This window comes from Citrobacter cronae (assembly GCF_016893685.1).
GTDB classification, from domain to species: domain Bacteria; phylum Pseudomonadota; class Gammaproteobacteria; order Enterobacterales; family Enterobacteriaceae; genus Citrobacter; species Citrobacter werkmanii.
Genome location: NZ_CP069763.1, coordinates 4,921,819 through 4,946,719, shown reverse-complemented (window position 1 = coordinate 4,946,719; position 24,901 = coordinate 4,921,819). Strand labels below are relative to the sequence as shown.

Below are 24,901 nucleotides of genomic sequence, written 5' to 3'. Positions count from 1 at the left end.
GCTTGCGTTGCTATGGCAACAACGCCTGCTGGAAAGGCCGCGAACCGGACTGGCACAAAAAAACCGCTCATTTGGGCGGTTTTTTTGTGGGCGAAAAAGATGAGTAAATCAGATTTTATTTAGCCTCACATGGTTCTACCGGTAAATCGTTGCGCGCTCCCCATTCGCTCCACGCCCCGTCATACAGTGCGACGTTCGAAACATCCAGCGTGGCAAGCGCCAGTACCACCACGGCAGCCGTTACGCCGGAGCCGCAGCTGGCGATAATGGGGCGGTCAAAGCTCACGCCGTGGCTGAAGAAAATAGCATCCAGCTCATCGGTAGTTTTGAGTTCGCCGTCACGAACCAGCTCTGTCCACGGAACGTTAAGCGCACCGGGTACATGACCACGCTTCAGGCCTGGACGCGGCTCGTCAACTTCGGCATTAAAACGCGCAGCCGGGCGGGCATCGACGATCTGCGCCGTTTTTTCATGACTGGCCAGCAGCACATCGGTGACGCGCACCACGGCTTCAGGCGTAAATGCGACGTTAAATTCGCCTTCGGGTAACTCCTCGTTTCCTTCCTGCAGCATGAGCTCATCGCGCTGCCAGCCAGCAAGACCGCCCGCCAGAATGGAGACATTCTCGACGCCAAAAGTCCGCAGCATCCACCATGCGCGCGGCGCCGAAAACAGATTGCCGTCATCGTAGACAACCAGATGTTTATCCTGATGAACACCCAATTCGCGCATCGCGACAGCGAAGGCTTCCGGGCGCGGCATCATGTGCGGCAAGGGCGAGGTATGGTCGGAAAGCGCTTCAATATCAAAAAAAACGGCGCCAGGAATATGACCTGCGCGATACTCCTCGCCAACATCGCGATCTTCCTGACCTGGAGGTGCCATCCGGGCATCAAGGATTTGTATTTCCGGGTCGTCAATGTGTTCGGCAAGCCAGTCGGCAGCGACAAAGAAGGCGGTGGTCATAGGCATCTCCATTTTTACCAGGTTTTGGCAAATTGTCGGACGTTTAGTGCAAAGCGACAAGTAAAAGAGGCTGATTTGTCAGGCGAATCCACATTAATCACGAAAATTAGGACAACGTTGTTCATTTACTGGCTTCCACAGCCTGAAAACTAACGCATAATAGTTGTTCTACGTAGCTAACGGGCCACTACGGCCAGGGATGAAAAATGAAACATTTACGCGTAGCGGCCTGCATGCTGATGCTGGCACTTGTCGGGTGTGATAATAATAACGAAAAATCGACGACGGCTGCGAAGCCGGATGCACCTGCTCCGCAGACTGCGCCCGCAAAAGACAAGACCCAGTTAGAGAAGCTGATGCAACAAAGTCAGGGCAAGTCGCTGACGCTGTTAGATGCCTCAGAGATCCAGCTCGACGGCGCGGCAACGCTCGTGTTGACCTTCTCCATTCCCCTCGATCCGGAACAGGATTTTTCCCGCGTAGTGCACGTTGTCGATAAAAAAAGCGGCAAAGTCGATGGTGCCTGGGAGCTGGCGCCAAACCTGAAAGAGCTACGCTTACGGCACCTCGAACCTAACCGGGAACTGGTGGTTACCATTGAGCGTGATTTACTGGCGCTGAATAAAGCGACGTTTGGTATCGATTATGAAAAAAATATCACCACACGTGACGTCCAGCCGAGCGTAGGGTTCGCCAGTCGCGGTTCGCTACTGCCGGGAAAGGTGATTGAAGGGCTGCCGGTGATGGCGCTCAACGTTAACAGTGTGGATGTGAATTTTTATCGCGTGAAGCCAGAGTCGCTCGGCGCGTTTGTCAGCCAGTGGGAATACCGCAATTCGTTGTCGAACTGGGAATCCGATAATCTGCTGAAAATGGCGGAACTGGTCTATACCGGACGCTTTGACCTCAACCCTGCGCGCAACACTCGCGAAAAGCTGTTGCTGCCGCTGAGCGAAATCAAACCGTTGCAGCAGGCTGGTGTTTACATCGCGGTGATGAATCAGGCCGGAAAATACAACTACAGTAATGCCGCGACGCTGTTTACGCTCAGCGATATTGGTGTGTCAGCGCATCGTTACCATAATCAACTGGATATCTTTACGCAGAGTCTGGAAAACGGCGCAGCGCAGCAGGGCATTGAAGTCACATTACTCAACGAAAAAGGGCAGACGCTGGCGCAAGCCACCAGTGACGCGCAGGGGCATGTACAGCTTAAGACTGATAAAGAAGCTGCCTTATTGCTGGCCCGCAAAGACGGGCAGACTACGCTGCTTGACCTGAAACTTCCGGCATTGGATCTGGCTGAGTTTGATATTGCCGGCGCACCGGGATACAGCAAACAGTTCTTTATGTTTGGTCCGCGCGATCTCTATCGCCCCGGTGAAACGGTGATCCTCAATGGATTACTACGTGACAGCGACGGTAAAACGTTGCCCGACCAGCCGGTGAAGCTGGAAGTGGTCAAGCCCGACGGACAGGTTTTACGCTCGGTTGTCAGCCAGCCGGAGAACGGTCTGTACCGCTTTAGCTGGCCGCTGGATAGCAGCGCGCCGACCGGTATGTGGCATATTCGCGCCAATACTGGCGACAACCAGTCGCGGATGTGGGATTTCCACGTTGAAGATTTTATGCCAGAGCGGATGGCGCTCAATCTCACCGCCAGCAAAATGCCGGTAGCGCCAACTGATGAAGTGAAATTCTCGGTGGTGGGTTACTACCTGTACGGCGCGCCCGCCAACGGCAACGCTCTGCAAGGCCAGCTTTTCCTGCGCCCGTTACGCGAAGCGGTGCAGACACTGCCGGGGTTTCAGTTTGGTAATATTGCCGAAGAAAACCTTTCCCGCAGCCTCGATGAAGTTCAGCTCACGCTGGACGATCACGGTCGCGGTGAAGTGACCGCCAACAGCCAGTGGCAGGAGACGCATTCCCCGTTACAGGTGGTGTTGCAAGCCAGCCTGCTGGAGTCGGGTGGCCGCCCGGTGACGCGTCGGGTTGAACAAGCCATCTGGCCTACGGATACGCTGCCGGGGATTCGACCGCAGTTTGCGGCGAAAGCTGTTTATGATTATCGCACTGACACCACGGTGAATCAGCCTATCGTCGATGAAGACAGCAATGCTGCTTTCGATATCGTTTATGCCGATGCGCAAGGCAATAAAAAAGCGGTGTCCGGCTTGCAGGTGCGTTTGATCCGCGAACGTCGTGATTATTACTGGAACTGGACTGAAGGCGAGGGCTGGCAATCGCAGTTTGATCAAAAAGATCTGATCGAAGGTGAGCAGACTCTGGATCTTAAGGCCGATGAAACCGGTAAAGTGAGCTTCCCGGTTGAGTGGGGCGCCTATCGTCTGGAAGTAAAAGCGCCGAATGATGCGGTGAGCAGCGTGCGCTTCTGGGCGGGTTATAGCTGGCAGGATAATAGCGACGGCAGCGGCTCTGTTCGCCCCGATCGTGTGACCCTGAAACTGGATAAACCCGGCTATCGTCCTGGCGATACCATGAAGTTGCATATTGCCGCCCCCGCGGCTGGCAAAGGTTATGCGATGGTAGAATCCAGCGAAGGACCGTTGTGGTGGCAAGAAATAGACGTGCCTGCGAATGGTCTGGACCTTACTATTCCAGTCGATAAAACCTGGAATCGCCACGATTTGTATCTCAGTGCGCTGGTGGTTCGTCCTGGCGACAAATCCCGTTCGGCGACGCCAAAACGGGCGGTTGGGTTGCTGCATTTACCACTGGGCGATGAAAATCGTCGTCTGGGACTGGTGCTGGAAAGTCCGGCGAAAATACGCCCAAATCAGCCGTTAACCGTCAAGATCAAAGCCAGCGTTAAAAATGGCGACGTGCCAAAACAGGTTAACGTACTGGTCTCTGCCGTTGATAGCGGGGTGTTGAACATCACTGATTACGTTACGCCCGACCCCTGGCAGGCGTTTTTCGGGCAAAAACGCTATGGTGCGGATATTTATGATATCTACGGTCAGGTCATCGAAGGGCAAGGTCGTCTGGCGGCGCTGCGCTTTGGTGGCGATGGCGATGAGTTAAAGCGTGGCGGTAAGCCTCCGGTTAATCACGTCAATATCGTGGCGCAACAGGCGTTACCGGTCACGCTTAACGAGCAGGGCGAAGGTACGGTGACGTTACCGATTGGTGATTTCAACGGCGAGCTGCGGGTCATGGCGCAGGCCTGGACGGCGGATGACTTTGGCAGCAGCGAAAGCAAAGTGATTGTCGCCGCGCCGGTGATTGCTGAACTGAACATGCCGCGCTTTTTGGCCGGGGGAGATACTTCGCGCCTGACGCTGGACGTGACCAACCTGACCGATAAACCACAGACGCTGAATATTAACCTCGCGGCCAGCGGTTTACTGGAACTGATAGGGCAAGATCTTGCGCCTGTGAATCTGGCGCCAGGCGTACGGACTACGCTCTTTATTCCGGTGCGCGCGCGGGAAGGCTTTGGCGAGGGGGAAATTCAGGCGCAGATTAGCGGTCTGTCTCTGCCAGGGGAGACGCTGCCTGTGCAGCACAAACAGTGGAAGATTGGCGTGCGCCCGGCGTTTCCCGCGCAAACTGTCAATAATGGCGTTGCGCTCCAGCCGGGGGCAACCTGGCAGCTGCCAGGCGAAGAGTTGGCTAATTTCTCTCCTGTGACAATGCAGGGACAATTGCTGTTCAGCGGTAAACCGCCGCTGAATCTGGCGCGCTACATCCGTGAACTGAAAGCTTACCCTTACGGTTGTCTTGAGCAAACGGCGAGCGGGTTGTTCCCCTCTTTATACACCAATGCCGCGCAACTGAAGGCATTAGGTATCGCGGGCGACAGTGATGAAAAACGCCGTGCGGCAGTAGAGATTGGCATTTCCCGTTTACTGCAAATGCAGCGCGATAACGGCGGTTTTGCGCTGTGGGATAAGAACGGGCCGGAAGAGTACTGGCTGACCGCGTACGTAATGGATTTCCTCGTCCGCGCGAACGAACAAGGCTACAGCGTCCCGGTTGAGGTGATTAACCGGGGGAACGAGCGGCTGCTGCGTTATTTGCAGGATCCGGGGATGATGTCGATTCGTTATACCGATGACTCGTCTGCAAGCCGGTTTGCTGTACAGGCCTACGCCGCGCTGGTGTTGGCTCGTCAGCAAAAAGCCCCGCTTGGCGCACTGCGTGAAATCTGGGAGCGCCGCGCTCAGGCGGCTTCTGGTTTGCCGCTGTTGCAACTGGGGATCGCGCTGAAAAACATGGGCGATGCTAATCGCAGTGAACAGGCGCTTACGTTGGCGCTGAATACACCGCGTCGCGATGCACAGCAGTGGATGGCGGATTACGGCAGTCAGCTACGCGACAACGCGCTGATGCTGGCCTTGCTGGAAGAGAACAAGCTCAAACCTGAAGAGCAGAATACGTTGCTGAACACATTGTCAGAACAGGCCTTTGGTCAGCGCTGGCTCTCTACTCAGGAAAATAATGCGTTGTTCCTTGCCGCGCGTACGTTACAGGATTTACCTGGCACGTGGCAGGCGCAAACATCACTCTCTGAACAGCCGTTAGCAGGTGATAAATCGCAAACCCGGAATCTGGATGCCGACGAGCTGTCCACGCTGAGCGTCACGAATACCGGTAATCTGCCGCTGTGGCTGCGTCTGGATGTCAGTGGTTATCCGCAAACCGCACCGACGCCTGCCAGCAACGTCCTGCATATTGAACGTCAGATCCTGGGACTCGACGGGAGCAGCAAATCACTGGATTCTCTGCGCAGCGGCGAACTGGTGCTGGTCTGGCTGGACGTTAAAGCCAGCCAGAACGTGCCGGATGCGCTGGTCGTCGACTTACTGCCTGCCGGACTGGAGCTGGAAAACCAAAATCTGGCTAACGGCAGCGCCAGTCTGCAGGATAGCGGTAACGAAGTGGCGAACCTGCTCAATCAGATGCAGCAGGCGGATATCCAGCATATTGAGTTCCGTGACGATCGCTTTGTCGCTGCGGTGGCGGTCAATGAAGGACAGCCGGTTACGCTGGTCTATCTGGCGAGAGCAGTAACACCGGGAACGTATCAGGTTCCCGTCCCGCAGGTGGAATCAATGTATGTTCCGCAGTGGCGGGCAACCGGTGCGGCAGAGGGGCTTTTGATTGTCAGACCATAAATGATGCGCGGGTTGGGTAAACGCGGCTGCGGGCTCTGGCTGGCAGCCGTTGCGCTAGTGTTTGTGATGGCGATTTGGGCGGCAGACAAAATCTGGCCGCTGCCGCTTCATGAGGTGGATCCCGCGCGTGTCGTGGTGGCGCACGATGGTACGCCTCTCTGGCGCTTCGCCGACACGGACGGTATCTGGCGTTATCCGGTGACGATTGATGAGGTATCCCCCCGCTACCTTCAGGCCTTAATCAATTACGAAGACCGCTGGTTCTGGAAACACCCCGGGGTCAATCCGTTTTCAGTGCTGCGCGCCGCATGGCAGGACCTCTCCTCAGGGCGTGTCGTCTCGGGCGGCAGTACGCTCACCATGCAGGTGGCGCGTTTACTCGATCCCCACCCGCGCACCTTTGGCGGCAAGTTTCGCCAGCTCTGGCGCGCGTTGCAACTGGAATGGCATCTGTCCAAGCGCGACATTCTGACGCTGTATCTTAACCGTGCGCCGTTTGGCGGCACACTGCAAGGCGTGGCCGCAGCGAGCTGGGCCTATCTTGGCAAATCGCCTGCACAACTGAGCTACTCCGATGCAGCATTGCTGGCTGTGCTGCCACAGGCGCCGAGCCGTCTGCGTCCGGACCGTTGGCCGGAGCGCGCTGAAGCGGCGCGTAATAAAGTGCTCGAACGTATGGCAATTCAGGGCATTTGGTCCGCAAAACAGGTGCAGGAGTCACGCGAAGAGCCGGTCTGGCTGGCCCCCAGGCAGATGCCGCAGTTAGCGCCGTTATTTTCGCGCATGATGCTGGGAAAAAGCCGCAGCGATAAAATCGTGACTACCCTTGACGCCGGGTTGCAGCGGCAACTCGAAGAGCTGGCGCAAAACTGGAAAGGGCGATTGCCGGCGCGCAGTTCGCTGGCGATGATTGTGGTCGATCACACCGATATGAGCGTGCGTGGCTGGGTGGGGTCGGTGGATATGAATGATGACTCCCGCTTTGGTCATGTTGATATGGTGAATGCGATCCGCTCGCCGGGATCGGTGCTGAAGCCGTTTATCTATGGTCTGGCGCTGGATGATGGATTAATTCATCCCGCTTCGTTGTTGCAGGATGTACCACGGCGAACCGGTGATTATCGACCGGGGAATTTTGACAGTGGTTTTCACGGACCGGTAAGCATGAGCGAGGCGCTGGTTCGTTCGCTGAATCTACCTGCGGTCCAGGTTCTGGAAGCCTATGGCCCGAAGCGTTTTGCCGCATCGTTACGTAACGTCGGTTTACCGTTATATCTGCCCGCAGGGGCTGCGCCGAATCTGTCGCTGATTTTAGGCGGGGCGGGGGCAAGGCTTGATGATATGGTGGCGGCGTATAGCGCCTTTGCCCGCCACGGGAAGGCGGGTAAATTGCGCCTGCAGCCGGCAGACCCGCTACTGGAGCGTCCGCTGATGTCGGCAGGCGCGGCGTGGATTATTCGCCGGATTATGGCTGACGAAGCACAACCGCTACCGGATAACGCACTGAGCAGAGTGGTTCCTCTGGCGTGGAAAACGGGCACCAGCTATGGCTATCGCGATGCGTGGGCGATTGGGATTAACGCCCGTTATGTGATTGGCATCTGGACCGGCAGGCCCGACGGTACGCCGGTGGTGGGGCAGTTTGGCTTTGCCAGCGCCGTACCGCTGCTCAATCAGGTCAACAATCTGCTGCTCTCTCGCGGGACGAATCAGCCGGAAGACCCCCGTCCTGAATCCGTTAGCCGCGGCGTGGTATGTTGGCCGGGTGGGCAATCTCTTGCGGCTGGAGACAGTAACTGTCGCCGCCGGCTGGCAACCTGGCTACTGGATGGCAGTCAGCCGCCAACACTGTTATTACCCGAGCAGGAAGGCGTTAACGGCATTCGTTTCCCTGTCTGGCTGGACGGAGAGGGCAAACGCGTGGCGGCGGATTGCCCGCAGGCGCGCGAACAGACGCTTATCGTCTGGCCCTTGCCGCTTGAACCATGGCTGCCGGAATCAGAGCGCCGTGGGGCAAGATTACCGCCTGTTTCTGCCACATGTCCGCCGTTGGGGCAGGATCCCGGGTTACCGTTGCAGTTGACAGGTCTACGCGATGGCGCGATTGTGAAGCGTTTACCTGGTTCTCCAGAGGCTTCATTGCCGGTGCAAACCAGCGGTGGAACAGGCGATCGCTGGTGGTTTCTTAACGGACAACGTCTGGACGAGCGCGGGCGTCACCTGACGCTACGTCTGACGGTCAAAGGGGATTACCAACTGCTGGTGATGGATGACGCCGGACAGGTGGCTACGGTGAGATTTTCGGTGCAGTAGACCAGTTGGTGAGTATTTGTTGCTAAAACTCATCTTATTTTAAAGAAATGTTACCTTCATCAATAGTCAATTGCCGGGATGCTCTTTATAATCCGCGCCAGGTCGTACATCTATATAGACAACAACAGAACATATTACAGAGGTTATCAATGGCTATTGAACGTACTTTTTCCATCATTAAACCAAACGCGGTGGCAAAAAACGTTATTGGGAGCATCTTTGCGCGCTTTGAAGCTGCAGGGTTCAAGATTGTAGGGACTAAAATGCTGCACCTGACCGTTGAGCAGGCGCGTGGCTTTTATGCTGAGCACGACGGCAAACCGTTCTTTGACGGTCTGGTTGAATTCATGACCTCTGGTCCGATCGTTGTTTCCGTTCTGGAAAGCGAAAACGCCGTACAGCGTCATCGCGATCTGCTGGGCGCTACCAACCCGGCGAACGCGCTGGCCGGTACCCTGCGTGCCGACTACGCTGACAGCTTCACCGAAAACGGGACTCACGGTTCTGATTCCGTTGAATCTGCCGCTCGCGAAATCGCCTATTTCTTCGGTGAGGGCGAGGTTTGCCCGCGTACGCGCTAATAAGCTCGTCCTGTAGGCCGGATAAGCGTTTGCGCATCCGGCTCTGCTTTGCCTGATGGCGACGCGAGGCGTCTTATCAGGCCTACGTTCTTTCTTTACATATTATTTTCGCTAATGCTTCGTGCAAACGTGGCATCCCTGCGCCAGACTTTGTACAATGCAACGCCCCGGAAGAGCAGACCGCTTGCCGGGGCGTTTCTTTTTAACCCTCCACGGGCCACAACGTGTAACAACGAGGCCGGAAAAAATTATGTCTGAATTAGTTAACACCTCTGAAGTCGTCATTCCTGCGGTTCCAAATAAAAATGGAAAAATTAACCTGCTGGATCTGAACCGTCAGCAAATGCGCGAATTCTTCAAAGAAATGGGCGAAAAGCCGTTTCGTGCCGATCAGGTCATGAAGTGGATGTACCACTATTGCAGCGACAACTTTGATGACATGACTGACATCAATAAGGTGCTGCGTAACAAGCTGAAAGAAGTCGCTGAAATTCGCGCCCCGGAAGTGGTGGAAGAGCAGCGTTCCTCTGACGGCACGATCAAATGGGCTATCGCGGTTGGCGATCAGCGCGTTGAAACCGTTTATATTCCGGAAGACGATCGCGCGACCCTGTGTGTTTCTTCACAGGTTGGTTGTGCATTAGAGTGTAAATTCTGCTCTACGGCGCAACAGGGATTTAACCGTAACCTGCGAGTGTCGGAAATCATTGGTCAGGTTTGGCGTGCGGCGAAAATCGTCGGCGCGGTAAAAGCAACGGGTGTTCGTCCTATCACCAACGTGGTGATGATGGGGATGGGCGAGCCGTTGCTCAACCTGACTAACGTGGTGCCGGCGATGGAAATCATGCTGGATGACTTCGGTTTCGGGCTGTCCAAGCGTCGCGTTACGCTTTCCACCTCAGGGGTTGTACCTGCGTTGGATAAGCTGGGCGATATGATTGACGTTGCGCTGGCGATCTCTCTGCATGCGCCGAACGATGAAATTCGTGACGAAATTGTGCCTATCAACAAAAAGTACAATATCGAAACGTTCCTCGGGGCAGTGCGTCGTTATCTGGAAAAATCCAACGCCAACCAGGGTCGTGTGACCATTGAGTATGTCATGTTGGATCACATTAATGACGGTACCGAACACGCGCATCAACTGGCTGAACTGCTGAAAGATACGCCGTGTAAGATCAACCTGATCCCGTGGAACCCGTTCCCTGGCGCACCGTATGGTCGTAGCTCTAACAGCCGTATCGATCGTTTCTCCAAAGTGTTGATGAGCTATGGTTTCACCACCATCGTGCGTAAAACACGTGGCGATGACATCGATGCAGCCTGCGGCCAATTGGCAGGCGACGTTATCGACCGTACCAAGCGTACTCTGCGCAAGCGTATGCAGGGTGATGCTATCGATATCAAAACCGTTTGATGTCGAGCGCACTACGGTATAATTCTTGTACCGTAGTGCAATGTAAGCCAGGTGAGGTTCTTTGGTTGTTGTCGTCAGGTCAATAATAACGGTGCGTTTTTGTCGACTTTAAGGCAGTATGTAACGGCGCAACAAGAGTTTAGCCCTCAGGTTTACGCTTTTTTGTCATTGGTAGTCTGACCGTTTTATACTGTCTGACGAAGGTTAACTGACCAGATGTTTCGCGGTGTGGGTGAGCATTGTGACTCGCCGGCGCCAGAACCCAAATTTACGCAGCTGTAGCGAATGAATACTGAAGCCACGCACGACAAAAATGAAGCACTCTCCACCGGCGTTCGTCTGCGCAATGCCCGTGAACAACTCGGATTCAGCCAACAGGCAGTCGCGGAACGACTGTGCCTGAAGGTCTCCACGGTACGCGATATTGAAGAAGATAAGGCACCAGCCGATCTCGCTTCAACATTCCTGCGTGGGTACATCCGTTCTTATGCGCGTCTGGTGCATATTCCTGAAGAAGAACTGTTGCCAGGGCTGGAAAAACAGGCTCCAGTTCGCCCTGCTAAAGTCGCGCCGATGCAGAGCTTCTCGCTCGGTAAGCGTCGTAAAAAGCGCGATGGCTGGTTAATGACCTTCACCTGGCTGGTGCTGTTTGTCGTTGTCGGACTGACAGGCGCCTGGTGGTGGCAGAACCATAAAGCGCAGCAGGAAGAGATCAGCACCATGGCCGATCAATCTTCTGCTGAGCTGAATGCCGGTAAAGACACTGCGCAGAATGTACCGTTAGATACCAGCGCCGCAGCAGGTCAGGAGACGACGCCGACTGCAGATGATGGCGCAGTGGCGGACGCCGCGCCATCGACGGATGCTCCGGCAACCCCGGCGCCAGCCGCGGATGCGCAACAGAATGCTGTTGTAGCGCCGTCTCAGGCCAATGTCGATACCGCAACCGCAGCGCCAACAGCGCCAACAAATGCGGCCCCGCTGCCGACTGACCAGGCGGGTGTAAGTACCCCAGCAGCCGATCCTAACGCACTGGTAATGAACTTTACCGCCGATTGCTGGTTGGAAGTAACCGATGCGACCGGTAAAAAATTGTTCAGCGGTATGCAGCGTAAAGACGGTAATCTGAATTTGACCGGTCAGGCGCCGTACAAACTGAAAATTGGCGCTCCGGCGGCAGTGCAGATTCAGTTCCAGGGTAAACCTGTCGATCTGAGTCGTTTTATCAGAACTAACCAGGTTGCACGTCTGACCGTTAATGCCGAACAATCACCGGCTCAGTAACAGACGGCAATGCGGGAGATTTTTTAATGCATAACCAGGCTCCAATTCAACGTAGAAAATCGACACGCATTTACGTTGGGAACGTGCCGATCGGCGATGGCGCGCCCATCGCCGTACAGTCTATGACCAATACGCGCACCACTGACGTGGAAGCGACGGTTAATCAGATCAAAGCGCTGGAACGCGTAGGCGCAGATATTGTTCGTGTCTCTGTACCGACAATGGATGCTGCAGAAGCGTTCAAGCTTATCAAACAGCAGGTTAATGTCCCGCTGGTTGCCGATATTCACTTCGACTACCGTATCGCGCTGAAAGTGGCGGAATACGGCGTTGACTGTCTGCGTATCAACCCAGGCAATATCGGTAATGAAGAGCGCATCCGTATGGTAGTAGACTGCGCTCGTGATAAAAATATTCCTATCCGCATCGGCGTAAACGCCGGATCGCTGGAAAAAGATCTGCAGGAAAAATACGGTGAACCGACGCCGCAGGCGCTGCTGGAATCCGCTATGCGTCATGTGGATCACCTCGATCGTTTGAACTTCGATCAATTCAAAGTCAGCGTTAAAGCCTCTGACGTTTTCCTCGCCGTAGAATCCTATCGCCTGCTGGCGAAACAGATCGATCAACCGCTGCATCTGGGGATCACCGAAGCCGGTGGCGCACGTAGCGGGGCGGTGAAATCCGCGATCGGTTTAGGATTGCTGCTATCAGAAGGGATCGGCGATACGCTGCGTGTTTCTCTGGCTGCCGATCCGGTGGAAGAGATCAAAGTGGGCTTCGATATTTTGAAATCGCTGCGCATTCGCGCGCGCGGGATCAATTTCATCGCTTGTCCAACCTGCTCACGTCAGGAATTCGACGTTATCGGTACGGTTAACGCGTTGGAGCAACGCCTGGAAGATATCATTACGCCAATGGATGTTTCGATCATCGGCTGTGTGGTAAATGGTCCTGGCGAAGCGCTGGTTTCTACGCTGGGCGTGACGGGCGGTAACAAGAAAAGCGGCCTGTACGAAGACGGTGTGCGTAAGGACCGACTCGACAACGACGATATGATCACACAGCTTGAAGCCCGTATTCGCGCTAAAGCGAGTATCCTGGACGAAGCGCGCCGTATCGACGTGCAGCAGCTTGAAAAATAACAACGTGATGGGAAGCGGCGTGCTTCCCGTGTATGATTGAACCCGCATGGCGCCCGCATTGTTCGGGTTAGCGCTGAGGGTTCATTTTTATATTCATAAAGAGAATAAACGTGGCAAAAAACATTCAAGCCATTCGCGGCATGAACGATTATCTGCCTGGCGAAACCGCCATCTGGCAGCGCATTGAAGGCACACTCAAAAACGTGCTCGGTAGCTACGGTTACAGTGAAATCCGCTTGCCGATTGTAGAGCAGACCCCGTTATTCAAACGCGCGATCGGTGAAGTTACCGACGTGGTTGAAAAAGAGATGTATACCTTTGAGGACAGAAATGGCGACAGCCTGACTCTGCGTCCTGAAGGGACTGCGGGCTGCGTACGCGCCGGCATTGAACATGGTCTCCTGTACAATCAGGAACAGCGTCTGTGGTATATCGGGCCGATGTTCCGCCACGAACGTCCGCAGAAAGGACGCTATCGTCAGTTCCATCAGTTGGGTGTCGAAGTGTTTGGCCTGCAGGGCCCGGACATTGATGCTGAACTGATTATGCTGACCGCTCGCTGGTGGCGCGCGCTGGGTATTTCTCAACATGTTAGCCTGGAGCTGAACTCAATTGGTTCGCTTGAAGCCCGCGCTAACTACCGTGATGCGCTGGTCGCCTATCTGGAACAGCATAAAGAGAAACTGGACGAAGACTGCAAGCGTCGCATGTACACCAACCCGCTGCGCGTGCTTGACTCTAAAAACCCAGAAGTGCAGGCGCTGCTCAACGACGCACCTGCGCTGGGTGATTATCTCGATGACGACTCTCGCGAGCATTTCGCGGGTCTGTGCAAACTACTGGAATCCGCAGGGATTGCCTACACCGTTAATCAGCGTCTGGTTCGTGGTCTTGATTACTACAACCGCACCGTATTTGAGTGGGTTACCAGCAGTCTGGGCTCGCAGGGCACCGTGTGTGCCGGTGGTCGTTACGACGGTCTGGTAGAGCAACTGGGCGGTCGTGCAACGCCAGCTGTGGGCTTCGCCATGGGCCTGGAACGCCTTGTTTTATTAGTTCAGGCAGTGAATCCGGAATTTATTGCCTCCCCTGTTGTCGATATATACCTGGTTGCTTCAGGCACAGACACGCAGTCGGCGGCAATGCGGCTTGCGGAACGTCTGCGTGATGAAGTTCCTGGTGTGAAACTGATGACCAACCACGGCGGCGGCAACTTTAAGAAACAGTTTGCCCGTGCCGATAAGTGGGGCGCCCGCGTTGCACTGGTACTGGGTGAGTCCGAAGTGGCTGACGGTACTGTTGTAGTGAAGGATTTGCGCTCTGGTGAGCAAACGGCAGTAGCGCAGGATGGCGTTGCCGCGCATTTGCGCACTCTACTGGGCTAAGGAGAAGGACAGCGTGGAAATTTACGAGAACGAACACGACCAGGTTGATGCGGTAAAACGCTTCTTTGCCGAAAACGGCAAAGCGCTGGCGGTTGGGATAATTTTAGGGGTTGGCGCACTGGTTGGCTGGCGTTACTGGACCAGCCATCAGACGGAGTCCGCACGCTCTGCTTCTCTGGCATACCAAAATACGGTGACCGCGGTTAGCGCGGGTAAAGCGGATAGCATTCCTGCGGCAGAGAAATTTGCAGCAGAGAATAAAAATACCTACGGCGCGTTAGCTTCACTGGAACTTGCGCAGCAGTTTGTTGACCAAAATGAACTTGAGAAAGCTGCAAGCCAGCTGCAACAAGGCCTGGCTGCAACCAGCGATGAGAATCTCAAAGCGGTGATTAACCTGCGTCTGGCTCGTGTTCAGGTGCAGCTTAAACAGGCTGATACCGCGCTGAAAACACTCGACACCATTAAAGGTGAAGGGTGGACGGCCATTGTTGCCGATCTGCGCGGTGAAGCGTTGCTGAGCAAGGGCGACAAACAAGGTGCGCGTAGCGCATGGGAAGCGGGTGTGAAAAGCGATGCCTCTCCTGCTCTGAGCGAAATGATGCAGATGAAAATCAATAATTTGTCCATCTGAGAGGGACCCGATGCAATTGCGTAAATTACTTCTGCCAGGGCTGCTTTCCGTTACCCTATTGAGCGGCTGTTCACTGTTTAGTGGCGAAGAAGATGTCGTTAAGATGTCCCCATTGCCGGTGGTTGAAAACCAGTTTACTCCGTCTACTGACTGGAGCACTTCCGTGGGCAACGGTATTGGTGATTTCTATTCCAATCTTCATCCTGCGCTGGCGGATAACGTTGTCTATGCAGCCGATCGCGCAGGTGTCGTGAAAGCGCTGAACGCAGACGACGGCAAAGAAGTGTGGTCTGTTAATCTGGGTGAGAAAGACGGTTGGTTCTCCCGTGCATCTGCACAGCTTTCTGGCGGCGTAACCGTGTCCGGTGGTCATGTTTACATTGGCAGTGAAAAAGCGCAGGTGTATGCGTTGAATACCAGCGACGGTACCACCGCATGGCAGACGAAAGTTGCCGGTGAAGCGCTGTCTCGCCCTGTTGTGAGCGATGGCGTGGTGCTGATCCACACCAGCAATGGCCAGTTGCAGGCGTTGAACGAAGCTGACGGCACCATCAAGTGGACCGTTAACCTCGACATGCCATCCCTGTCTCTGCGTGGCGAATCTGCCCCTGCGACGGCCTTTGGCGCAGCAATTGTTGGTGGTGATAACGGTCGCGTAAGCGCCGTGCTGATGCAGCAGGGCCAGATGATTTGGCAGCAACGTATTTCTCAGGCGACAGGCCCAACGGAAATCGATCGTCTGAGTGACGTTGATACCACGCCGGTTATCGTCAATGGCGTTGTTTACGCGCTGGCTTATAATGGTAACCTGACCGCGCTCGATCTGCGCAGTGGCCAGATTATGTGGAAACGTGAACTGGGCTCGGTAAATGATTTCATCGTCGATGGAAACCGTATCTACCTGGTCGATCAGAACGACCGCATACTGGCGCTGACCACCGACGGCGGTGTGACGCTGTGGACGCAAAGCGATCTGTTGCACCGTCTGCTGACGTCTCCGGCATTGTATAACGGCAATTTGGTTGTGGGCGATAGCGAAGGCTACCTGCACTGGATTAACGTTGAAGATGGTCGCTTTGTTGCCCAGCAGAAAGTCGACAGCTCCGGTTTCCTGACCGAGCCAGTCTCTGCGGATGGTAAACTGCTGATCCAGGCGAAAGACGGTACGTTGTACTCCATTACGCGTTAATCGTCCTGGCCGCTCGCTTTGAAAAACGGCTCCTGGTGCAGGGGCCGTTTTACTGTTTTTAACAACGGCGCAAAAATGTGCGCGTTGTCTGATGATTTTTTAAATGAGGCTTTAAACATGGTACCTGTGGTCGCGCTTGTCGGGCGCCCTAACGTTGGCAAATCCACGTTATTTAACCGTCTAACTCGCACCCGAGATGCGCTGGTTGCGGATTTCCCGGGTCTGACTCGTGACCGTAAGTACGGTCGTGCGGAAATTGAAGGCCGCGAGTTTATCTGTATTGATACCGGCGGTATTGATGGTACGGAAGACGGTGTTGAAACCCGCATGGCTGAACAGTCTCTGTTGGCTATCGAAGAAGCGGACGTTGTACTGTTTATGGTGGATGCGCGTGCTGGCCTGATGCCAGCGGATGAAGCCATTGCTAAACATCTGCGTTCACGCCAGAAACCGACGTTCCTGGTGGCCAACAAAACGGACGGACTGGATCCCGATCAGGCGGTTGTTGATTTCTACTCGCTGGGTCTGGGTGAAATTTATCCGATTGCTGCCTCCCATGGTCGCGGCGTTCTCAGCCTGCTGGAGCATGTTCTGCTGCCGTGGATGGATGACGTTGCGCCGCAGGAAGAAGTCGATGAAGATGCGGAATATTGGGCGCAACTGGAAGCCAAAGAAAACGGTGAAGAAGAGCCTGAAGACGACTTCAACCCGCAGGATCTGCCGATCAAGCTGGCGATTGTCGGGCGTCCGAACGTAGGTAAGTCCACACTGACTAACCGTATTCTCGGCGAAGACCGCGTGGTGGTTTACGACATGCCAGGGACCACGCGTGACAGCATTTATATTCCGATGCAACGCGACGAACGTGAATATGTGCTGATCGACACCGCTGGCGTGCGTAAGCGCGGGAAAATTACCGAAGCGGTAGAAAAATTCTCAGTCATCAAAACGCTGCAGGCGATTGAAGATGCCAACGTGGTCATGCTGGTGATTGATGCGCGGGAAGGTATTTCCGATCAGGACCTCTCGCTGCTGGGCTTTATCCTCAATAGTGGGCGCTCACTTGTTATTGTCGTCAACAAATGGGACGGCCTGACGCAGGAAGTGAAAGAGCAGGTCAAGGAAACGCTGGACTTCCGTCTGGGCTTTATTGATTTTGCGCGCGTACACTTTATCTCTGCGCTGCACGGTAGCGGTGTCGGTAATCTGTTTGAATCGGTCCGCGAAGCGTACGACAGCTCCACTCGTCGCGTTAGTACCGCGATGCTGACGCGTATCATGACCATGGCGGTAGAAGATCATCAGCCGCCGCTGGTACGTGGTCGTCGCGTGAAGCTGAAATATGCCCATGCCGGTGGTTATAACCCGCCGATCGTGGTGATTCATGGCAATCAGGTGAAAGATCTGCCGGATTCATATAAGCGCTATCTGATGAACTACTTCCGCAAAACTCTGGACGTGATGGGGACTCCGATCCGCATTCAGTTCAAAGAAGGGGAAAACCCGTTTGCGAATAAACGTAATACACTGACGCCGACCCAGATGCGTAAACGTAAACGTTTGATTAAGCACATTAAAAAAAGCAAATAATCGTTGCTGATGTTGATAAAAACCCGCGCTTGTCGCGGGTTTTTTTTCGGTATTCCATCGCCAGCTTCTGACCGTGCGATGTCAATCACTATTCGTTTTTTACCAAGTTTAAATCTAAGAAAGTAGACATTTGTCGAGTTTTCATCTTAAAGTCCGGGGGTTGGTACTAGACAAAACTAGTCTTAGGTTATCAAATGGTTAAATAACTTTTCGCCGCATGTAAAAAATCGGTCAGATACGTAACTGGCTGGCGTACATGCGGTGTATACACGCACGACGACATAACTTTCGGGAGAATTATGCAATCCTCTGTTAATCAAAAAGAAAGCCGAACTTTCTTCGGCCATCCTTATCCGCTCGGCTCGCTGTTCTTCACAGAGATGTGGGAGCGTTTCTCGTTTTATGGCATTCGCCCATTACTGATCCTGTTTATGGCGGCTACAGTCTATGACGGCGGCATGGGGCTGGCGCGTGAAAACGCCTCGGCGATTGTGGGTATTTTTGCCGGTACGATGTATCTCGCTGCGCTGCCTGGTGGTTGGCTGGCGGATAACTGGCTCGGCCAACAGAAAGCCGTATGGTACGGTTCCATCCTGATTGCGCTTGGTCATCTGTCGATTGCGCTTTCGGCCATTATGGGTAATAACCTGTTCTTTATCGGCCTGATGTTTATCGTGCTCGGTTCCGGTCTGTTTAAGACCTGTATTTCGGTCATGGTTGGCACATTGTATAAAAAAGGCGATGCGCGTCGTGACGGCGGTTTCTCGCTGTTTTACATGGGCATCAATATGGGGTCATTCATCGCCCCCTTGATCTCCGGTTGGTTGATTAAAACCCATGGCTGGCATTGGGGCTTTGGTATCGGTGGTATCGGCATGCTGGTGGCGTTAATCATCTTCCGTGTGTTTGCCGTTCCGTCGATGAAACGCTACGACAGCGAAGTGGGACTGGACTCGACCTGGAACAGCCCGGTAGTGAAGCGTAACGGTGTGGGCGCATGGCTACTCGCGCTGGCTGTCGGTGTGGCGATTATCGTTACGCTGATTGCGCAGGGCGTGATTGTGATTAATCCGGTCGCGGTTGCCAGCATACTGGTGTACGTGATTGCCGCCTCTGTTGCGCTCTACTTTATCTACCTGTTCATCTTTGCCGGCCTGAATCGCAAAGAGCGCGCCAGACTGCTGGTTTGCTTTATCCTGCTGGTTTCCGCCGCATTCTTCTGGTCGGCGTTTGAGCAAAAACCCACCTCGTTCAACCTGTTCGCCAACGACTATACTAACCGTATGATCGGTGATTTTGAAATTCCGGCGGTCTGGTTCCAGTCGATAAACGCCCTGTTTATCATCCTGCTGGCGCCGGTATTTAGTTGGGCGTGGCCGAAGCTGGCGAGTATGAACATTCGCCCGAGCAGCATCACTAAGTTCGTTATCGGTATTTTGTGTGCGGCGGCAGGCTTTGGCCTGATGATGCTGGCGGCGCAAAACGTTCTCAGCAACGGCGGGGCCGGCGTTTCTCCATTCTGGCTGGTAGGCAGTATCCTGATGCTGACGCTTGGCGAGTTGTGTCTGAGCCCGATCGGTCTGGCGACCATGACGCTGCTGGCGCCGGAAAGAATGCGTGGGCAAATGATGGGCCTGTGGTTCTGTGCCAGTGCGCTGGGTAACCTGGCCGCAGGTCTGATTGGCGGTCATGTGAAGGCTGACCAACTGGATATGCTGCCGGATCTCTTCGCTCGCTGCTCGATTGCGCTGCTGATCTGCGCGGCGGTCCTGATTGTCCTTATTGTTCCCATTCGTCGCATGCTGGAAAATACGCAAACTAAACCGGCAACCAGCGCCTGATAACACCTCGATTATGCCGGGGCAGAAACTATGCCCCGGTCATTCAATTGATGAGGTATGACGTTTTGTTGGACCTGGGCGACATTCAGCGCAGCGTGTTAAACTCAACGCAAGAATCGATCCCTGTACTGGAGTTGCAATGTCTATCATTTGTCCGGATTGCCACGCTGAACTGGAGCCACAAAACGGTGCGGCGCGCTGTGAGAGTTGTCAAAAAGATTTTCAACTGGAAGCACGTTGCCCAGAGTGCCATCAACCACTCGAAGTACTCAAGGCTTGTGGCGCGGTGGATTATTTCTGTCAGCATGGCCATGGGCTGATTTCGAAAAAACGCGTGGAGTATGTGCCGGTTTAAACCGGCTTTTTCTTCCGCGTTTTTTTCGCCGCCGTTACGCCCCTCACTTCGCTTTCCACCCAGCCATCTGCTAGTCGGGTGGTGATGACATCGCCTGCGCTGACCTGTTTGATCTGTTTCAGTACGCCGCCGCCCGTGGTGGTAGAAACGCTGTAGCCGCGCGCCAGCGTCGCCAGCGGACTGACCGCTTCGAGATGGGTAACCGCGTTGCCGAAACGCTCTCGCTGTTCGCTTATACGTGTGCGTACATTCTCCATCAGACGATATTCCAACTGCTGAATACGGGCTTGTGCGCGATAAATGCGGGGCTGTGGATTTTGTTGATTCAGTCGCTGCAGCATACGTTGCTGGCGCTGATTCGCCTGCTTTATTTGGTTTTCCAGCGCGCTGCTCATGCGCTGACGCAGCCGTTCCAGAGAAGTTTGCTGGCGCGCCAGACGCAACTGCGGGTGCTGCTGCTGGAGGCGGTGGAAAAGCTGCGTGAAACGACGGGTGCGGTTGGCGAGGTAGTAATCCATCGCCATGCCCAGACGCTGCTGGGCAGACTGCACCTGACGCAGCAGCTCTTGCTGGTTACGGCTGACGATTTCCGCCGCCGCCGACGGCGTCGGCGCGCGCAGGTCGCCGACAAAATCGGCGATAGTGACGTCGGTTTCGTGGCCGACAGCGCTAACCACTGGAATGCGGCTGGCAAATATTGCGCGCGCCACGCGTTCGTCGTTAAAACTCCATAAATCTTCCAGCGAGCCGCCGCCGCGCCCGACGATTAACACGTCGCACTCGCCGCGCGCGTTTGCCAGTTCAATGGCGCGAACGATTTGCCCCGGCGCGTCGTCGCCCTGTACCGCGGTAGGGTAGATAACTACCGGCAGCGACGGATCGCGGCGTTTAAGAACGTGGAGAATATCGTGCAGCGCCGCGCCGGTTTTCGAGGTAATCACCCCGACACAGTGGGCCGGGGAGGGCAGCGGCTGCTTATATTGCTGATCGAACAACCCTTCCGCCTGCAGTTTGGCTTTCAGCTGTTCATACTTCTGCTGTAATAGCCCTTCGCCCGCGGGCTGCATGCTCTCAACAATTATCTGGTAATCGCCGCGCGGTTCGTACAGCGTGATGTTGGCGCGTACCAGTACCTGCTGACCGTGCTGCGGACGGAACGTCACCCGGCGGTTGCTGTTGCGGAACATCGCGCAGCGCACCTGGGCGTTATCGTCTTTTAAGGTGAAGTACCAGTGGCCGGAAGAGGGCTGGGTGAAATTCGATATTTCGCCGCTGATCCACACTTGTCCCATCTCCTGCTCAAGCAGCAGACGAACCGTCTGATTCAGGCGGCTTACGGTAAAAATTGAGGCGGTCTGAGAGGATAACATGTGAGCGGGATCAAATTCTAAATCAGCAGGTTATTCAGTCGAAAGTAACATGCTCACAGAGGAGCGCAAGGTTTTTTTGCAAAAAAGTGTGGATGCAATCGGTTACGCTCTGTATAATGCCGCGGCAATATTTAATAACCTCCCAGGTGAGATATTGCCCATGCTACGTATCGCAAAAGAAGCCCTGACGTTTGACGACGTCCTCCTCGTTCCCGCTCATTCTACCGTTCTGCCGAACACGGCTGACCTTAGCACTCAGCTGACCAAAACGATTCGCCTGAACATTCCTATGCTCTCCGCAGCAATGGATACCGTGACGGAAGCGCGCCTGGCTATTGCCCTGGCACAGGAAGGCGGCATCGGTTTTATCCACAAGAACATGTCTATCGAGCGCCAGGCTGAGGAAGTCCGCCGCGTGAAAAAACACGAATCTGGCGTGGTAACCGACCCGCAGACGGTGCTGCCAACCACCACCCTGCGTGAAGTAAAAGAACTGACTGAACGTAACGGTTTTGCGGGTTACCCGGTAGTGACTGAAGACAACGAGCTGGTTGGCATCATCACCGGTCGTGACGTGCGCTTTGTGACTGACCTGAACCAGCCGGTTAGCGTATACATGACGCCGAAAGAGCGCCTGGTGACCGTTCGTGAAGGTGAAGCGCGTGATGTCGTGCTGGCCAAAATGCACGAGAAGCGCGTTGAGAAAGCGCTGGTTGTTGATGACAGCTTCCACCTGCTCGGCATGATCACCGTTAAAGATTTCCAGAAAGCAGAACGTAAACCGAACTCATGTAAAGACGAGCATGGTCGTCTGCGTGTCGGCGCGGCTGTAGGCGCAGGTGCAGGTAACGAAGAACGTGTTGACGCGCTGGTTGCTGCCGGCGTTGACGTACTGTTGATCGACTCCTCTCACGGTCACTCTGAAGGCGTGCTGCAACGTATCCGTGAAACCCGTGCTAAATATCCTGACCTGCAAATCATCGGCGGTAACGTCGCCACTGGCGCTGGCGCTCGCGCACTCGCCGAAGCTGGTTGCAGCGCGGTGAAAGTCGGTATCGGCCCTGGCTCCATCTGTACTACCCGTATCGTCACTGGCGTGGGCGTTCCGCAGATCACTGCCGTTTCTGACGCGGTTGAAGCGCTGGAAGGTACCGGTATTCCAGTTATCGCCGACGGCGGTATCCGTTTCTCCGGCGACATCGCTAAAGCGATTGCCGCTGGCGCCGCTGCCGTCATGGTTGGCTCTATGCTGGCGGGTACCGAAGAGTCTCCGGGCGAAATCGAACTGTATCAGGGCCGTTCTTACAAATCCTACCGCGGTATGGGCTCCCTGGGCGCGATGTCCAAAGGTTCCTCCGACCGTTACTTCCAGAGCGACAACGCCGCTGACAAACTGGTGCCGGAAGGTATCGAAGGCCGCGTAGCGTATAAAGGCCGCCTGAAAGAGATCATTCACCAGCAGATGGGCGGCCTGCGCTCCTGTATGGGTCTGACCGGTTGTGGTACCATCGACCTGCTGCGTACGAAGGCTGAATTCGTGCGTATCAGCGGTGCGGGTATCCAGGAAAGCCACGTTCATGACGTGACCATTACCAAAGAGTCCCCGAACTACCGCTTGGGCTCCTGATAAGTTTCCGCGCCCGGTTTTAAACCGGGCGTTTTGTTATTGTTTCACTTGCCTCGGAATTATCGTCAAATGACAGACAATATTCATAAACATCGCATTCTCATCCTCGATTTCGGATCGCAGTACACCCAACTGGTTGCACGTCGCGTACGTGAACTGGGCGTCTACTGTGAACTGTGGGCATGGGATGTTACTGAAGCACAAATCCGTGAGTTCAACCCGAGCGGCATCATCCTCTCCGGTGGCCCGGAAAGCACCACCGAAGCAAACAGCCCGCGTGCGCCTGAATATGTCTTCAACGCCGGTGTGCCGGTCTTCGGCGTCTGCTACGGTATGCAGACCATGGCAATGCAGCTGGGCGGCCACGTTGAAGGTTCTAACGAGCGTGAATTCGGCTACGCCCAGGTTGAGGTACAGACCGACAGCGCGCTGATTCGCGGTATCGAAGATTCTCTGACCGCCGACGGCAAACCGCTGCTCGACGTATGGATGAGTCACGGCGACAAAGTAACCGCGATCCCGGAAGGTTTCGTCACCGTTGCCAGCACCGAGACCTGCCCGTTCGCCATTATGGCGCACGAAGAAAAACGCTTCTACGGCGTGCAGTTCCACCCGGAAGTAACCCACACCCGTCAGGGTATGCGCATGCTGGAGCGCTTCGTACGCGATATCTGCCAGTGTGAAGCGCTGTGGACTCCGGCGAAAATCATCGACGATGCCGTTGTCCGTATTCGCGAGCAGGTTGGCGACGACAAAGTGATCCTCGGTCTTTCCGGCGGCGTGGATTCTTCCGTCACCGCCATGCTGCTGCACCGCGCAATCGGTAAAAACCTGACCTGCGTGTTCGTGGACAACGGTCTGCTGCGTCTGAACGAAGCCCAGCAGGTGATGGACATGTTCGGCGACCACTTTGGTCTGAACATTGTTCACGTGGAAGGCGAATCGCGCTTCCTGGAAGCGCTGAAAGGCGAGAACGATCCGGAAGCCAAACGTAAGATCATCGGCCGTGTGTTCGTTGAAGTATTCGACGAAGAAGCGCTGAAGCTGGAAGATGTGAAGTGGCTGGCGCAGGGGACTATCTATCCTGACGTAATCGAATCTGCCGCTTCCGCGACCGGTAAAGCACACGTCATCAAATCTCACCACAACGTGGGCGGCCTGCCGAAAGAGATGAAGATGGGGCTGGTTGAGCCGCTGCGTGAGCTGTTCAAAGACGAAGTGCGCAAAATCGGTCTGGAATTGGGCCTGCCGTACGACATGCTCTACCGTCACCCGTTCCCGGGCCCGGGTCTCGGCGTTCGTGTGCTGGGTGAAGTGAAGAAAGAGTACTGCGACCTGCTGCGTCGTGCGGACGCTATCTTCATTGAAGAGCTGCACAAAGCTGACCTGTACAACAAAGTCAGCCAGGCGTTTACCGTGTTCCTGCCGGTACGTTCCGTTGGCGTGATGGGCGATGGCCGTAAATATGACTGGGTTGTCTCTCTGCGCGCGGTCGAAACTATCGACTTTATGACCGCACACTGGGCGCACCTGCCGTATGACTTCTTAGGCCGCGTCTCTAACCGCATCATCAACGAAGTGAACGGCATTTCTCGCGTGGTGTATGACATCAGCGGTAAGCCGCCAGCCACGATTGAGTGGGAATAAGCCGATAACCTTTCCTGAGTTTTCATGAACAGGTAAAATTGCAATCAACCCTCTGTTTTTACAGGGGGTTTTTATTTGTGTACATTCATGAATTTTCTATGCGGCGCACAGTTCCTGACGGTAAATTTGACGTAATCGTCGAACCAGGTCGAGTCATAAAGAAAGTCATTTAATAATAATGAATATCCATATTGATTACTTCGGGGACTCCATGTCCTGCTTATTACTAAAACTGGATATATTCTTTGCGGAATTTACAGCGTATATTTCAAGTTGATCGTCATTAGAATGAGATTGCCAAATATCAATAATTTGTGGAAATCACAGCCAGCACGCCTTCACCCGCTTGGTTGATGAGATGCCGCTGCTTCCAGCCGCGACATCTCGTATTGTATAGCCAATTCTGGACGGTTAG

General features: G+C 54.7%; 16 protein-coding genes. 14 read left to right on the top strand and 2 right to left on the bottom strand.

What is annotated here, in order from left to right:
- Positions 1-115 precede the first annotated feature (115 nt).
- Positions 116-967 carry a 3-mercaptopyruvate sulfurtransferase gene (gene sseA, locus JSN25_RS21395; RefSeq protein ID WP_204525336.1) on the bottom strand — a complete coding sequence of 284 codons (852 nt, stop codon included), beginning with the start codon at positions 965-967 and terminating at the stop codon, positions 116-118.
- Between the two features lie 206 nt (positions 968-1,173).
- Between sseA and JSN25_RS21390 the strand changes: the two genes are divergently transcribed.
- From JSN25_RS21390 to JSN25_RS21335, 12 genes are all read left to right on the top strand, one after another.
- Entirely contained in the window at positions 1,174-6,108 is a 4,935-nt protein-coding gene (locus tag JSN25_RS21390; protein ID WP_204525335.1) for an alpha-2-macroglobulin family protein, read from the top strand.
- On the top strand, positions 6,109-8,421 hold the full coding sequence (gene pbpC / locus JSN25_RS21385; RefSeq protein ID WP_204525334.1) for a peptidoglycan glycosyltransferase PbpC: 2,313 nt from the start codon (positions 6,109-6,111) through the stop codon (positions 8,419-8,421).
- A gap of 149 nt (positions 8,422-8,570) precedes the next feature.
- On the top strand, positions 8,571-9,002 hold the full coding sequence (gene ndk / locus JSN25_RS21380) for a nucleoside-diphosphate kinase (RefSeq protein ID WP_003037710.1): 432 nt from the start codon (positions 8,571-8,573) through the stop codon (positions 9,000-9,002).
- A 250-nt stretch (positions 9,003-9,252) separates the two neighbouring features.
- Complete coding sequence (gene rlmN, locus JSN25_RS21375) at positions 9,253-10,419, top strand: dual-specificity RNA methyltransferase RlmN (protein ID WP_003037713.1); 1,167 nt, start codon at positions 9,253-9,255, stop codon at positions 10,417-10,419.
- A 285-nt stretch (positions 10,420-10,704) separates the two neighbouring features.
- Entirely contained in the window at positions 10,705-11,703 is a 999-nt protein-coding gene (gene rodZ / locus JSN25_RS21370; RefSeq protein ID WP_204525333.1) for a cytoskeleton protein RodZ, read from the top strand.
- A gap of 26 nt (positions 11,704-11,729) precedes the next feature.
- The gene (gene ispG, locus JSN25_RS21365) at positions 11,730-12,848 is read left to right on the top strand and encodes a flavodoxin-dependent (E)-4-hydroxy-3-methylbut-2-enyl-diphosphate synthase (RefSeq protein WP_016154000.1); all 1,119 of its coding nucleotides are present in this window, start codon (positions 11,730-11,732) and stop codon (positions 12,846-12,848) included.
- A gap of 110 nt (positions 12,849-12,958) precedes the next feature.
- A complete protein-coding gene (gene hisS / locus JSN25_RS21360) occupies positions 12,959-14,233 on the top strand; it encodes a histidine--tRNA ligase (protein WP_069324459.1) in 1,275 nt (424 codons plus the stop codon).
- Positions 14,234-14,246: 13 nt separating this feature from the next.
- Entirely contained in the window at positions 14,247-14,867 is a 621-nt protein-coding gene (locus tag JSN25_RS21355) for a YfgM family protein (protein WP_038642608.1), read from the top strand.
- 10 nt (positions 14,868-14,877) lie between these two features.
- Positions 14,878-16,056, top strand: a complete 1,179-nt coding sequence (gene bamB, locus JSN25_RS21350; protein WP_204525332.1) for an outer membrane protein assembly factor BamB — start codon at positions 14,878-14,880, stop codon at positions 16,054-16,056.
- Positions 16,057-16,173: 117 nt separating this feature from the next.
- Positions 16,174-17,646, top strand: coding sequence for a ribosome biogenesis GTPase Der (der, locus tag JSN25_RS21345; protein ID WP_038642605.1), 1,473 nt, complete (start codon positions 16,174-16,176; stop codon positions 17,644-17,646).
- Positions 17,647-17,945: 299 nt separating this feature from the next.
- Positions 17,946-19,487 (top strand): peptide MFS transporter, encoded by a 1,542-nt coding sequence (locus JSN25_RS21340; protein ID WP_069324461.1) that lies wholly within the window; start codon positions 17,946-17,948, stop codon positions 19,485-19,487.
- Between the two features lie 139 nt (positions 19,488-19,626).
- Complete coding sequence (locus tag JSN25_RS21335; RefSeq protein WP_074458516.1) at positions 19,627-19,842, top strand: zinc ribbon domain-containing protein; 216 nt, start codon at positions 19,627-19,629, stop codon at positions 19,840-19,842.
- Here JSN25_RS21335 and xseA read toward each other — a convergent pair.
- Complete coding sequence (gene xseA / locus JSN25_RS21330) at positions 19,839-21,212, bottom strand: exodeoxyribonuclease VII large subunit (protein ID WP_085049327.1); 1,374 nt, start codon at positions 21,210-21,212, stop codon at positions 19,839-19,841. The genes JSN25_RS21335 and xseA overlap by 4 nt on opposite strands.
- 160 nt (positions 21,213-21,372) lie before the next feature.
- Here xseA and guaB point away from each other — a divergent pair, with 160 nt between their 5' ends.
- Together guaB and guaA are read left to right on the top strand one after the other, a co-directional pair.
- Complete coding sequence (gene guaB, locus JSN25_RS21325; RefSeq protein ID WP_038642597.1) at positions 21,373-22,839, top strand: IMP dehydrogenase; 1,467 nt, start codon at positions 21,373-21,375, stop codon at positions 22,837-22,839.
- A 69-nt stretch (positions 22,840-22,908) separates the two neighbouring features.
- The gene (guaA, locus tag JSN25_RS21320; RefSeq protein WP_038642595.1) at positions 22,909-24,486 is read left to right on the top strand and encodes a glutamine-hydrolyzing GMP synthase; all 1,578 of its coding nucleotides are present in this window, start codon (positions 22,909-22,911) and stop codon (positions 24,484-24,486) included.
- Positions 24,487-24,901 lie beyond the last annotated feature (415 nt).